A 13,055-nucleotide genomic window follows, 5' to 3' on the forward strand; every position below is an offset into this window, starting at 1 on the left:
TCGCGAACCCGACCAGCTTCAGCGCCGCCGGGAAATCCGTTCGCGAGCAAGCTCGCTCATACAGGGTGCCCCGCATGCCACCTCGCCGCGGGCACGAACTGCTCTCGTAGGAGCGGAGCTTCTCCGCGAAGCTCTTCAGCAAGGTCGGGATTTCGCGGACAAGGTCCGCTCCTACGAAAGCTGTCAGGCCCGTACGCTCTCCCAGGCGATCTGCGCCAGCTGCTCGCGGCACTCGATCAGGTCCACCCGCGTGCGCCCGGCCAGCCAGTTGCGCGCATAGTCGTGGGTCGGGCCGATCACCACGGAGTTGAACAACTCCGCCGACAACGCCTTGAACGCCCCGGCCTTGCGGTGCTCGGCCAGCAGTTCGGCGATACGTCGACCGTGCTGGCGGTTGGCCTCGCGCAGCTCCTCGCCCACCTCCCCCGCTTCCACGCGCCCACGGCTGTGCAGGATGAAGCGCGCCCACTCAGGGTTGGCCGACACCCAGTCGATGTAGGACGTGACGAACAGCTTCACGATGTCCTCCGCACTCTTTGCCTCTTCCAGCCCCGCGTCGAGCAAAGCCGCGTACTGGCCGATGCCGGTCAGGTACAGCGCGCCGATGATGCGCTCCTTGTTGCCGTAATGGTGGTAGAGGCTGCCGATGCTGGCACCGGAGCGGTCACGGATCATCTCGATGGTGGTGGCGTCCACGCCGGATTCGCTGAAACAGGCCAGCGCGGCCTGGAGGATGTCGTCTTTGCGGGAAGGTCGGGCCATGGGGTTCCTGTGGAGAAAAACCGCTCGAACAGAATTCTAGAATATTTTTCTAGAATTAATTTCTAGTCTTCGTATACTGCCTGGGCGCGCATCCATCTTCAATCCGCTTTTCCTCGGAGTTGCCATGAGTCAGATGATGCAAATGTACCAGCAGGCCGGCCCCGCGCAGTTCAGCGCCATGATCGGCCAGGTCGCCCCCTACTTCGCCAGCATCGCCCCGCAGTTCGTCGAACTGCGCCCGGGCTATGCGGAAGTCACCTTCCCCAAACGCCGCGAAGTGCTCAACCACATCGGCACCGTGCACGCCATCGCCCTGTGCAACGCGGCCGAACTGGCCGCCGGGACCATGACCGACGTGTCGATCCCCGAGGGCCGCCGCTGGATTCCCCGTGGCATGACGGTGGAATACCTGGCCAAGGCCGACGGTGATGTCCGCGCCGTGGCCGATGGCCGCGCGATCGACTGGAGCCAGCAAGGCGACGTCGTCGTCCCGGTGCTCGCCTACGTTGGCGACAAGAAGGTGTTCCGCGCCGATATCACCATGTACGTCAGCCAGGCCTGAGGAACCCCGCCATGATCACCCCGCTCCCCCGCTCGCTGGACAATGGCAACGGCCACAGCCTCTCCAGCCACTGGCACTACCCGCCCGGCAATGCGCGTGGAGCGGTGCTGATCGTCCCCGCCATGGGTGTCGAACAGCGCTTCTACAGCGCCTTTGCCTACTGGCTGGCCGAGCGCGGCTATCTCACCGTGACCTTCGACTACGTCGGCATGGGCCAGTCCCGCAGCGGCCACCTGCGGGATCTGGAGGTGGATGTGCTGGCCTGGGGCAACCACGACTGCAGCGCGATGCTCGATGCCGTGGTGGAAGCTGCCGGCGACCTGCCCGTGTACTGGATCGGCCACAGCCTCGGCGGGCAGATCCTGCCCTTCGTGCGCGGCAACGAGCGCATCCAGCGCGCCTTCACCATCGCCACCGGCAGCGGCTATTGGCGCGAGAACACCAAGGGTCTGCGGCACAAGGCCTGGCTGCTCTGGTATTGCCTGGCGCCGACCCTCACACCGCTGCTGGGCTATTTCCCAGGCAAACGCCTGGGCGTGGTCGGCGACCTGCCGCGTGGGGTGATCGAGCAATGGCGGCGCTGGTGCCTGGACCCGGAATACGCCGTGGGCGCGGAAGGCGGCGCGGTGCGCGAGGCCTATTCATCGGTGCGCACGCCGATCACCTCCATCTCCTTCACCGACGACGAGATGATGTCCGGGCGCAACACCGAGTCGCTGCACGGCTTCTACCGTGGCGCGCCGAAGACGGTGAAACGAATCGCGCCGGAAGACATCGGCGTGAAGCGCATCGGCCACTTCGGCTTCTTTCGCCGCCAGTTCGCCGACTCGCTGTGGGAGGACTACCTGCTGCCGGACCTGGGCTGACACCCAGGCCCGGCCCCCGAATCAATCGAGGGATCAGCCGAGATTCACCAGCACCCGGCCAACCAGCTTGCCGGCGAGGATCTGGTGAATGGCAGCCGGAAGATCGTCGAGGGTGACTTCGCGGACGGCCGCTTCGAGGTTGTCGAGCTTCCACTGCAGGGACAGCTTGTCCCACATGGATGCCTTGACCACCAGCGGCAGCTCCACCGAGTCCACGCCCAGCAGGTTCACGCCGCGCAGGATGAAGGGCAGCACGGTGGCCTTGAAGGCGGCGCCGGCGGTCAGGCCGCAGCAGGCGACGCTGCCGCCGTACTGCAGCGACTTGACCACGTTGAACAGGATGTCGCCGCCCACGGTGTCCACCGCGCCGGCCCACTGCTCGCGCAGCAGCGGCTTGTCGACGCCGTCGGAAACGGTGGCGCGGTCGAGGATCTGCCGCGCGCCGAGACGGTTGAGCAGTTCGGCCTGTTCCAGCTTGCCGGTGGCAGCCGCCACGGTGTAGCCCAGCTTCGCCAGCAGCATCACCGCGATGCTACCCACGCCGCCGGTGGCGCCGGTGACCAGGATGGGGCCAGAGGACGGCGTCACACCGGCACGCTCGAGCTTGTCGACGCACAGCGCAGCGGTGAGGCCGGCGGTACCGAGGATCATGGCTTCACGCAGCGTCAGGCCCTGCGGGCGCTTGATCAGCCAGGCCGCAGGTACGCGGATGTACTGGCCGAAGCCGCCCGGCGTGTTCATGCCCAGGTCGTAGCCGGTGACGATGACTTCGTCGCCGACGGCGAATTCGCCCACAGAGGACTCTTCCACCACACCGGCGGCATCGATGCCGGGGGTGTGCGGGTACTTGCGGGTGACGCCACGGTTGCCGCTGGCGGACAGCGCATCCTTGTAGTTCAACGAGGAATACTTCACCCGCACCAGCACTTCGCCTGCCGGCAGATCGGCAACCTGCCGCTCGGTCACCTGCAGGTCGTACACGCCGTGCGCCGACTCGGTGACCCACAACGCCTTGAATGCACTCATCTCGACCCTCCTCTTTCGAATTCGCTAAAACGGGCGCGATCCCGGCGCCCGACGACAATCATTCATTGCCAGAAACGGCTGCGCCCCAGGCGGTCCCACCAGGTCACCAGCACGCGGTCGATCACGCCGCTGACGCCCACGCCGAAGCGTTCCTGGATGGACTTCTTCTGTACGTAACTGAGCTGGTAGACATCCGCCTCGCGGGCGCGTTCGGCCAGGTATTCGTCACTGGTCTTGAGCTCGTCCACCAGCTTCTTGCCCAGCGCCGCCTGGCCCAACCAGACCTCGCCGGTGGCGATTTCGTCGATGGCCAGCTGCGGGCGATAGTGGACGACGAAACGCTTGAACAGCTCATGGGTGGTTTCCAGGTCTTCCTGGAATTTCTCGCGGCCCTTGTCGGTGTTCTCGCCGAATACCGTCAGGGTGCGCTTGTACTCGCCGGCGGTGAGCACCTCGAAATCGACATCGTGCTTCTTCAGCAGACGGTGCACGTTGGGCAGCTGCGCCACCACGCCAATGGAGCCGAGGATGGCGAAGGGTGCGGAAAGGATGCGTTCGCCGATGCAGGCCATCATGTAGCCGCCGCTGGCCGCGACCTTGTCGACGCAAACGGTCAGCGGTACGCCGGCCTGACGGATGCGCGCCAGCTGGGAAGCGGCCAGGCCATAGCCATGGACCATGCCGCCGCCGCTTTCCAGGCGCAGCACCACTTCGTCACGCGGGGTGGCGAGGGTCAGCAGCGCGGTCACCTCATGGCGCAGTTGCTCGGTGGCCGAGGCCTTGATGTCGCCATCGAAGTCGAGCACGTAGACGCGATTCTTCTCGCCGCCCCTCTTCTTTTTCGCGTCCTTGGCCGACTTCGCCTCGGACTTGCGCAGGGCCTTCAACTTGGCCTTCTCCAGCACGCTGTGCTGCAGGCGCTCGCGCAGCTCCTTGTAGAAATCGTTGAGCTTGTGCACCTCCAGGTGTCCGCTGCCGCCGCGACGGCCACGACCGCGCAGCGCGGCGATCACCACCAGGACGATGACGATGGCCACCACCACGGTGAAGGTCTTGGCCAGGAAACCCGCGTAATCCGCTAGAAACTCCACTCACATCCCCTTTTACGATTCTGGTCGAGCCCGCCAGGCGAGCGCAGCGAATCCCGCAAGCATACCCACGCCGCAGGCCCGCCACCAGCGCTGGCAAACCGCTGTATCAGTCCAGCGAATGGCATTCAAACAAGCGTATGTTTTTTCGTTGACAGCCCCAGGTGATCCTCATAACCTCGCCGGAACTTTCAGCCCTGCCGAGATACTGCGCGTGGGAAGCATCTACCTGATTCGACATGGCCAGGCTTCGTTCGGCGCCGACGACTACGATGTGCTCTCGCCCACCGGCGTGCGCCAGGCAGAAGTCCTCGGCGAACACCTGGCGAACCTGGGGCTGCGCTTCGACCGCTGCGTCAGTGGCGACCTCCGCCGCCAGCGCCATACCGCCGAAGCGGTGATGGGTCGGCTGAGCGACGCCGGCATCGCCACCCCGGCGCTGGAAATCGACTCCGCTTTCAACGAATTCGAAGCCGATGCGGTGATCCGCGCGCACCTGCCGGACCTGCTGGAAATCGAACCGCAGGCGCTGCACATCATGCGCAACGCCGCCGACCACCGCGCCGAGTTCCAGCGCCTGTTCTCCACCGTGATCGCCCGCTGGGTCTCCGGCGAACACGCCAAGGATGGGCTGGTAAGCTGGGCCGAATTCCTCGATACCGTCCACGGCGGCCTCAAGCGCCTGCTGGAACAGGCGAGCGGCAAGGACAGCATCGGCGTGTTCACCTCCGGCGGTACCATTACTGCGATGCTGCAGTTGGTCACCGGCATCCCGGCGCTGAATGCCTTCGAACTCAACTGGCAGATCGTCAACACTTCGCTCAACCGCCTGAAGTTCCGCGGCAGCGAAGTGGCCCTGGCTTCCTTCAACAGTCACGTGCATCTGGAATTGTTGAAGGCGCCGGAACTCATCACCTATCGCTGAGTACCGGCCCATTGCGACCTCGACCGTCGCGCGAGAAAACCTAGAAAAGGAATAGAACCATGAGCGTTGCTGACATCGTTTCCACCATGAAGAGCAAGTTCAACGCCAGCGCGGCCGCCGGCCTGGACCTGGTGTTCCAGTTCAACATCGAAGACGGTGACAACCACTATCTGGTGGTCAAGGACGGTACCTGCGAAGTCGTCCAGGGCGACGCCGAGTCCCCCAACGTCACCCTGATCATGGACAGCGATACCCTCAAGGGCATCACCAGCGGCGAAACCGACGGCATGCAAGCCTTCATGGCCGGCAAGCTGCGCGCCGAAGGCGACATGATGCTGGCGATGAAGCTGGGCGAACTGTTCCCGGTCTGATCCGAGGCGACCTGCCCGAGCAGCACGAAAAACCGGAGTCCATGACTCCGGTTTTTTTATGCCCGCGCCCATGTGTAGCCCGCGAATCAGGCAGCCTGATCGGGGCTCAACACGGGCGCCAATAACGGCTTCGAACGCTTGTTAGGGACAGGGGCCGACATTAGATTAGCCAATGATCACCCGGCGCCATCATTGCTCTGTCTGATCCAGCCAGAGCCGGACGCCGACCTGCGCGCCACCTCGCGCGGTGCCTTGGGCCCCGTGGGGAAGACCAGTAGAAGAAGGGACCAGCATGTCGTTGACTGACCAGACCATCCGCTCCCGCGAAGGCGAAGAACTCGATGCCGCCGTGATCGACGGCTACCTCAAGGACCATATCCCGGGCCTGCAGGGTACGCCGCGCATCAGCCAGTTCCCCGGCGGCGCGTCGAACCTGACCTACCTGATCCAGTACGATAACCGTGAGCTGGTGCTGCGCCGTCCGCCCTTCGGCAAGAAGGCCAAGTCGGCCCACGACATGGGCCGCGAGTACCGCATCCTGAACCAGCTCAACGACGGCTTCCCCTACTGCCCCAAGGCATACACCTACTGCACCGACGAGTCGGTGATCGGCGCCGAGTTCTACGTCATGGAGCGGGTCAACGGCATCATCCTGCGCAGCGAACTGCCCAAGGAGCTGAACCTCGACGCCGACAAGACTACCGCGCTGTGCAAGAGCTTTATCGACAAGTTCGTCGACCTGCACAACGTCGACTACAACGCCTGCGGCCTGGGCGACCTGGGCAAGCCCGAAGGCTACGTGCAGCGTCAGATCGGCGGCTGGATCGACCGCTACGAGAAGTCCCTGACCCCCGACGCGCCGGCCTGGGAACAGGTGAAGGTGTGGCTGCGCGAGAAAATGCCGGCCGACCACCACAAGCCGGGTATCGTCCATAACGACTACCGCTTCGACAACGTCATCCTCGACCCGAACAACCCGATGCAGATCATTGGCGTGCTCGACTGGGAGATGACCACCCTGGGCGATCCGCTGATGGATCTGGGCAACACCCTCGCCTACTGGATCCAGGCCGACGATCCCCAGCCGATGCAGATGCTGCGCCGCCAGCCCAGCCACGAGCCGGGCATGCTGACCCGCCAGCAGTTCGCCGACTACTACGCCGAGCGCGCCGGCATCCAGATCGACAACCTCGATTACTACTACACCTACGGCCTGTTCCGCCTGGCCGGCATCATGCAGCAGATCTACTACCGCTTCTTCCACGGCCAGACCCAGGACAAGCGCTTCGCCACCTTCATCCACGCCAACAAGCTGCTGGAACAGGTGAGCCTGCAGGTCATCGGCAAGTCCCGCCTGTAAGGCGTGCTCAATAATAAGGAGACCCCCATGTCCAAGACCCAACTGTTCGACCTCGACGGCAAGATCGCCTTCGTTTCCGGCGCCAGCCGCGGCATCGGCGAGGCCATCGCCAAGCTGCTGGCCCAACAGGGCGCCCACGTGATCGTTTCCAGCCGCAAGATCGACGGCTGCCAGGCCGTGGCCGACGAGATCATCGCCGCCGGCGGCAAGGCCACCGCGATTGCCTGCCACATCGGCGAGATGGAGCAGATCCAGAGCGTCTTCGCACAGATTCGCGAGCAGTTCGGGCGCCTGGACATCCTGGTCAACAACGCCGCCACCAACCCGCAGTTCTGCAACGTGCTGGACACCGACCTGTCGGCCTTCCAGAAGACCGTCGACGTGAACATCCGCGGCTACTACTTCATGTCCATCGAAGGCGGCAAGCTGATGAAGGCCAACGGCGGCGGCAGCATCATCAACGTCGCCTCGGTCAACGGCGTCACCCCGGGCGAGTTCCAGGGCATCTACTCGGTGACCAAGGCCGCGGTGATCAGCATGACCAAGGTCTTCGCCAAGGAGTGCGCGCAGTTCGGTATCCGCTGCAACGCGCTGCTGCCGGGCCTGACCGACACCAAGTTCGCCTCGGCGCTGGTGAGCAACGACGCCATCCGCAATGTCGCGCTGCAGCGCATCCCGCTCAAGCGCGTGGCCGACCCGAGCGAAATGGCCGGCGCCGTGCTGTACCTCGCCAGCGATGCCTCCAGCTACACCACCGGCGTGACGCTGAACGTGGACGGCGGTTTCCTCGCCTGAGGCTGATCGCCGAATTGAAAAAGGGAGCCGGTTGGCTCCCTTTTTCATGGGCGGAACATGGGCTTTTCGTAGGAGCGGATTTATCCGCGATTTCTTCACGGCGGATGCCAATCACGGACAGAGTCCGCTCCTACGCAAGCACGCGGATCACTGCCAGGTTTTCAGGGCCTGGATCGCCGCAGCATTCATCGGCTCCGCCGTCAGACCGCCCGGCCCGTAGCGCACGGCGAACACCGCCTGGTCGGCCATCGGCAGATAGTTCACCCGCCCGGCCTTCGGGACGAAGGTCAGCAGGTCGTGCTGGCCGTCGCGCAACCAGCGCCATAGATCGATACCGAACGCGTCCGCAATCAGCGATACCTTGCGCCCCTGCGCCTGCTGCTCGACTGCCAGGAAGCGTCCGCTGAGGTCCTCCAGGCGATATCCCGGCGCCAGGCCGATCAGCCGTGCCAGGCCCCGCCACTCCAGTACCCGAGCATCCAACTGCCAGAGATCGCCAGCCAGCTCCACGCGGCGCTCCTGATCCCCTTCCAGCAGCGTCACCTCGAAGCGCTGCGGACTCGACTGCTTGAAACTGAGCGTGGCCAGCGGACGTTCCTGCGGCAATGGGTCGTAGCTGCGCAGATCCCAGGCCACCAGCCCCACCAGCGCGGCGAGGGCGATGAATGCCAGGCCCGCCATGCCCCGCAGCCAGCCGAGAAACCAGTGACGGTCGAACAGAATGCGGGCCGCCACCAGCAGGGCCAGCAACGCGACGAAGGCAATGACCCAGGCCAGACCGTCGTACTGCATCGAATGATTTCCTTACACGTGGAATTGCCGGCATTATGCGCACCGCGTACCTGCGCGGCCAGCCAGACCGTCGCAGCTTTCGGGCCCGTTAACGTTTCCCTGCCGTCCCCATTCCTTACAAAGGAGCGGGACGACGGGCCCCCGATCAAGGCCGATCCCATGCCCTTCGAACTCGTTGTCGACCCCACCACCCTCGTCATCCTCGCCGGCGTCGCCTTCCTTGCCGGTTTCATCGACGCCATCGCCGGCGGCGGCGGACTGCTAACGATCCCCGCCCTGCTCACCGCCGGCGTGCCGCCGCACCTCGCGCTGGGCACCAACAAACTGAGCTCGACCTTCGGCGCCGCCGTCGCCAGCTACACCTTCTACCGGCGCAAGCTGTTCCACCCGCGCCAATGGCGCAACGGCATCATCGGCACCGCCATTGGCGCCGCACTGGGCGCGTGGGCCGCGCACCTGATGCCAGCTGAATGGCTGAACCGAATGCTGCCGGTGGTGGTGTTCGGCTGCGGGCTGTACCTGCTGTTCGGCAAGACGCCGGAAGCCCCGCTGGACGCCGATCCGAAGATCGCCCAGGGCCGCCAATGGCCACAGGGCCTGGGCCTGGGCTTCTACGACGGCGTGGCCGGCCCCGGCACCGGCGCCTTCTGGACCGTCAGCACCCTGCTGATGTACCCACTGGACCTGGTGCGCGCCAGCGGTGTGGCGCGCAGCATGAACTTCGTCAGCAATATCCTCGCCCTGGCGGTGTTCGTCGCCTCCGGCCAGGTGATCTGGGTGATGGGCCTGTGCATGGGCAGCGCCCTGATGATCGGCGCCTACTTCGGCGCGCGCACCGCCATCGGCGGCGGCGCTAAGTTCATCCGCCCGGTGTTCATCCTGGTGGTACTGGCGCTGACCGTGCGCCTGGCGTGGCAGCACTGGTTCAGCGCGGGCGCCTGAAACCTCAGGCGCCGGACAGAATGGGGTCGGGCCGGCCTGCGCGGCGCGCCAGGTACAGCTCGATCAGGTAGCGGGCGATGGAACGCCCGGCCGGCAGACGCGGCAAGTCGTCGATATGGAACCAGCGGGCGTCCTCGATCTCGTCCGGCTGCATGACGATCTCGCCGCTGGCGTATTCGGCGTGGTAGCCGAACATCAGCGAATGCGGGAACGGCCAGGGCTGGCTGCCGATATAGCGGATATTGGTGATCTCCACCCCGACCTCTTCGCGCACCTCGCGGGCCACGCAATGCTCCACCGACTCGCCCGGCTCGACGAAGCCGGCCAGCGTGCTGTACACGCCGGGGACGAAGCGCGGCGAACGCGCCAGCAGCAGTTCATCGCCTCGGGTCACCAGCACGATCATGCTCGGCGACAGCAGCGGATAACGCTGGATGCCACACGCCTCGCACTGCATGGCACGGTCCCGGGGCATGCGCAGGTTGGATTGGCCACAGCTGCCGCAGAAGCGGTTCTGCCGCCACCAGATACCGATCTGGCTGGCGAAGCCGAGCATGGCGAAGATGTCTTCCTCGCCTTCCAGCATGAACTGGCGCAAACCAATCCAGCTCGCCCCTTCCAGCGGGTCCGGGCGGTCGATTTCCAGCAGGTACACCGGCTCGCCGTCGAAGTGGCCGATGGCATGCTCGGAGAGTACCGCCAGGTCCTGGCGCTTGAGCCAGTCACGGGGGAACAGTACGCCGTTGCTGTCGCCGAGGAACTGCTGCTGGCAGTGGGCAACCGCCCAGCCACCGTTGGCAGCCACCTCGAACATCGAGGATTCCCAACGTCCGGTACGCATCAGGCGGCCACCGTCAGACCGAGCGCCTTGACGCTCTCGCTGGCGACGTCCAGCACGTCGGGTTGGCCTTCAGGCCGCATCATGGCTCCACCCTCCAGGTAATACTCCAGGCCGGTCAGTGCATCGGCCAGGGTTTCCAGCATCTGCTCGGACGGCATCTGCGTCGTCTCGATCATCTGTCCCTGAATGTAATCGGCACAGGCGCCGACTAGCAATGCCGCGCGCTCCTGGCCGAGGAACCAGAGACCGCCGCGCACCGCCTGCAGACTGAGGGGCACGTTGGCCAGGTGCAGCTTGTCGCCGTTGGATTCCAGGTACGCGGTGATCGCCCGCTTGGCCAGCGCAAGGCCCGCCTGGGCCTCGTCGATCACCACGATGCGCGCCTCGGCCAACTGGTGCACAGCGAAGGATTCCTCCTCGCCCAGCGGCACCGCACGCGTGCTCGGACGCTCGCCGCGCTCCAGGTTGCCCACCATGCTCTCGACGTAGAGCAAGGCGTCGGCCAGTGCATTGAGGGCGCCCGCATCGTCGGCTGCGCCCTTGGCCACCCACCCCGCCACCACCGAGTGCTGGTGCTGCAGGGCGATGGATGCCGAGTTCAGGCCGACCATGCCCAGGGTCTTGGCCAGCTTGCCCAGTTGGGCATGCAGGATGCCCAACGCATCGGCCTGGGATACGCCGCGCTCGATCAGATCGAGCTGGTCCTTCACCGCAGTGAGTTCCTCACGGATCGCCACCGACAACGAACGCATCACCGACTGGCCTGGGCCGGACAGGCGCTGCGATTCGTCTTCCAGCAGATGATCGGTGAACGGCAGCGGCGCGAGGCCGAACACCTGGCGCAGCTCACTGGCACGCGGGCCGCGGGAATCGGCCAGGGCGGTGAGATAGAGCAGCTCCTTGAGCATCTGGCGCGGCGTTTCGTACTGCGGATTGCCGATCAGTTGCTTGAGCTCGCGGTCCAGGCGGGCGAAGACCTGCTTGCGCGTCTTGCGCGGCAGCATCTGGGCATCCACCAGCGCCTCCAGCGCACCGGCGCCGACCCAGCACAGGCGGGTGCGCGAGGCACTGCCCAGCAGCAGGTCGAGCCTGGCCAGGGCGCGGCTCATCAGCTTCAGGCTGGGGTAGAGATTCTGTTCGCGAATCAGCCCGAGCAGGCCAACCTGGTACATCTGCCGCAACCGGCGAACCTCGCGCTCCGGATCCTCCACCTGCGGCACGGTCACCGCGCGCAGCGGGCGCGGCAGGTCCAGCCGCGCACTGAAGAAGAAGCTCTCCGGCAACGTTGGCTGGCCGGCGGCCTGGCGCACGTCGTTGATCGCCGGCAGCAGCAGCTCGGGGATTTCCTGGCGATGCGCCTCGAGGTTTTCCAGGTAGCGGCGCAGCACGTAGAGCGCATTACCCAGCGCCGCCAACTGGCCGTCACGATCCTCGCTGACCCCGGCGGGAATGTCATGGGCGAGGTTCAGCGCTTCCTGGGCCAGCAGCTCGGCACCGGCCAGTTCGATCAGATTGAGAGTGCCGCGAATCTGGCTCAGGCACTCGACCGAGTGCTGCAGCAGGTTGCCGTTCTGACGCTCGGCGATGAAGTGCTCGAGGTTCTGTTCGGCCTCTTCCATCGTGGCGAACAATTCGTCGCGAACCAGACTGAGGGACGTGGCTCCGGTAACCATCGGCCTAGTGCGCCTCCTGCGCGCAAGAAGAATGAATGGGCATCAATCGGCGAACTCGGGATTCTTCTTGCTCATGTGCGCCATCATGGCGGTCTGCAGGTCCGCGGACTGCAGCATGGCGGCGTTCCAGGTGGCGATGTATTCCAGGCCATCCTCGACACGGTGGTCGCGGGCGTAGCTGATCATTTCCTTGGTGCCGCGGATGGCGATCGGCGATTTGGCAGCGATCTGCCGGGCGATCTCCATGACTCCGTCGAGCAGCGCGGAGTGGTCGGCGTAGACGCGATTGACCAGGCCGATCTGCCGGGCTTCCTCGGCGTCCGCGTTGCGGCCGGTGTAGGCCAGCTCGCGCATGATGCCGTCGCCGATCAGGCGCGGCAGGCGCTGCAGGGTGCCGACATCGGCAGCCATGCCCATGTCGATTTCCTTGATGGAAAACTGCGCATCGCTGCTGCAGTAGCGCATGTCGCAGGCCGAGACCAGGTCGATGGCGCCACCGATGCAGTAGCCCTGAATCGCGGCGAGTACCGGCTTGCTACATTTGTCCACGGCGGTGAACGAGGCCTGCAGTTCGAGGATGACCTTGCGCAGGGCGCGGGCGTTGCGACCTACGTCCTTGCCCAGGTGACTGGCAGCCTGGGCCAGCAGGGCGAGGTCGATACCGGCGGAAAAGTGCTTTCCGGCGCCGCTCAGGACCACCACACGGACTTCATCCGTTTCGTCGGCCCACTGGAAGATTTCGATGATTTCCTTCCAGAAGTCGGCGTTCATTGCATTGAGTTTTTCCGGGCGGTTGATTTGCACATGGGCGATCTTGTCCGCCAGTTCGACGCGGAATGCTTTGTACTCGGTCACGGAATGTCCTCGGGAATGCCTGCTTCATGCCGGGGTGCGGCTGACCACCGCAAGGGCCGGCATACAGTTCTTTTTTTGGCGTCAGAAACAGATGTCGGAAATCGCGTCACTATAACAAGGCAAGATCAAAAGTCGATGCCGTGGTCTGTGACACAGCCCACGGCATCGGGCTAGAGTTGGCTTGCAAATCCGCCATC

At 64.9% G+C, this 13,055-nt stretch carries 14 protein-coding genes; 7 read left to right on the plus strand and 7 right to left on the minus strand.

The window, feature by feature from the left end:
* Positions 1–183: 183 nt before the first annotated feature.
* Positions 184–762, minus strand: coding sequence for a TetR/AcrR family transcriptional regulator (locus ACQ5BL_RS20870; RefSeq protein WP_243806931.1), 579 nt, complete (start codon positions 760–762; stop codon positions 184–186).
* Between the two features lie 124 nt (positions 763–886).
* Here ACQ5BL_RS20870 and ACQ5BL_RS20875 point away from each other — a divergent pair, with 124 nt between their 5' ends.
* The gene (locus ACQ5BL_RS20875; protein WP_207885668.1) at positions 887–1,324 is read left to right on the plus strand and encodes a hotdog fold domain-containing protein; all 438 of its coding nucleotides are present in this window, start codon (positions 887–889) and stop codon (positions 1,322–1,324) included.
* Positions 1,325–1,335: 11 nt separating this feature from the next.
* Positions 1,336–2,190, plus strand: a complete 855-nt coding sequence (locus ACQ5BL_RS20880) for an alpha/beta hydrolase family protein (RefSeq protein ID WP_243806932.1) — start codon at positions 1,336–1,338, stop codon at positions 2,188–2,190.
* A gap of 33 nt (positions 2,191–2,223) precedes the next feature.
* Here the strand turns inward: ACQ5BL_RS20880 and ACQ5BL_RS20885 are convergent, their stop codons facing one another.
* Together ACQ5BL_RS20885 and sohB are read right to left on the minus strand one after the other, a co-directional pair.
* Positions 2,224–3,216: a YhdH/YhfP family quinone oxidoreductase gene (locus ACQ5BL_RS20885; RefSeq protein ID WP_243806933.1), complete on the minus strand. Its 993-nt coding sequence runs from the start codon at positions 3,214–3,216 to the stop codon at positions 2,224–2,226.
* A 62-nt stretch (positions 3,217–3,278) separates the two neighbouring features.
* Positions 3,279–4,307, minus strand: coding sequence for a protease SohB (gene sohB / locus ACQ5BL_RS20890; protein ID WP_243806934.1), 1,029 nt, complete (start codon positions 4,305–4,307; stop codon positions 3,279–3,281).
* Positions 4,308–4,518: 211 nt separating this feature from the next.
* On the opposite strand from sohB, the gene ACQ5BL_RS20895 reads away from it, so the two are divergent.
* From ACQ5BL_RS20895 to ACQ5BL_RS20910, 4 genes are all read left to right on the plus strand, one after another.
* Positions 4,519–5,229, plus strand: a complete 711-nt coding sequence (locus ACQ5BL_RS20895) for a histidine phosphatase family protein (protein ID WP_207885672.1) — start codon at positions 4,519–4,521, stop codon at positions 5,227–5,229.
* Positions 5,230–5,288: 59 nt separating this feature from the next.
* Positions 5,289–5,600: an SCP2 sterol-binding domain-containing protein gene (locus ACQ5BL_RS20900; protein ID WP_207885673.1), complete on the plus strand. Its 312-nt coding sequence runs from the start codon at positions 5,289–5,291 to the stop codon at positions 5,598–5,600.
* 292 nt (positions 5,601–5,892) lie between these two features.
* Positions 5,893–6,960, plus strand: coding sequence for a phosphotransferase family protein (locus tag ACQ5BL_RS20905; protein ID WP_243806935.1), 1,068 nt, complete (start codon positions 5,893–5,895; stop codon positions 6,958–6,960).
* Positions 6,961–6,987: 27 nt separating this feature from the next.
* Positions 6,988–7,755: an SDR family oxidoreductase gene (locus tag ACQ5BL_RS20910; RefSeq protein ID WP_207885675.1), complete on the plus strand. Its 768-nt coding sequence runs from the start codon at positions 6,988–6,990 to the stop codon at positions 7,753–7,755.
* A 147-nt stretch (positions 7,756–7,902) separates the two neighbouring features.
* On the opposite strand, the gene ACQ5BL_RS20915 is transcribed toward ACQ5BL_RS20910, so the two are convergent.
* Positions 7,903–8,547: a hypothetical protein gene (locus ACQ5BL_RS20915; RefSeq protein WP_243806936.1), complete on the minus strand. Its 645-nt coding sequence runs from the start codon at positions 8,545–8,547 to the stop codon at positions 7,903–7,905.
* A gap of 159 nt (positions 8,548–8,706) precedes the next feature.
* Here ACQ5BL_RS20915 and ACQ5BL_RS20920 point away from each other — a divergent pair, with 159 nt between their 5' ends.
* Positions 8,707–9,489, plus strand: a complete 783-nt coding sequence (locus tag ACQ5BL_RS20920) for a TSUP family transporter (RefSeq protein ID WP_207885677.1) — start codon at positions 8,707–8,709, stop codon at positions 9,487–9,489.
* Between the two features lie 4 nt (positions 9,490–9,493).
* Here the strand turns inward: ACQ5BL_RS20920 and nudC are convergent, their stop codons facing one another.
* The 3 genes from nudC to ACQ5BL_RS20935 are packed head-to-tail and all read right to left on the minus strand — an operon-like array spanning position 9,494 to position 12,858.
* Positions 9,494–10,330, minus strand: a complete 837-nt coding sequence (gene nudC / locus ACQ5BL_RS20925) for an NAD(+) diphosphatase (RefSeq protein ID WP_207885678.1) — start codon at positions 10,328–10,330, stop codon at positions 9,494–9,496.
* On the minus strand, positions 10,330–12,003 hold the full coding sequence (locus ACQ5BL_RS20930; RefSeq protein WP_243806937.1) for a ferrous iron transporter B: 1,674 nt from the start codon (positions 12,001–12,003) through the stop codon (positions 10,330–10,332). The genes nudC and ACQ5BL_RS20930 overlap by 1 nt, the downstream gene beginning before the upstream one ends.
* 42 nt (positions 12,004–12,045) lie before the next feature.
* Complete coding sequence (locus ACQ5BL_RS20935) at positions 12,046–12,858, minus strand: crotonase/enoyl-CoA hydratase family protein (RefSeq protein WP_207885680.1); 813 nt, start codon at positions 12,856–12,858, stop codon at positions 12,046–12,048.
* Positions 12,859–13,055 lie beyond the last annotated feature (197 nt).

This window comes from Pseudomonas sp. B1-22 (genome assembly GCF_050474425.1).
GTDB lineage: Bacteria > Pseudomonadota > Gammaproteobacteria > Pseudomonadales > Pseudomonadaceae > Pseudomonas.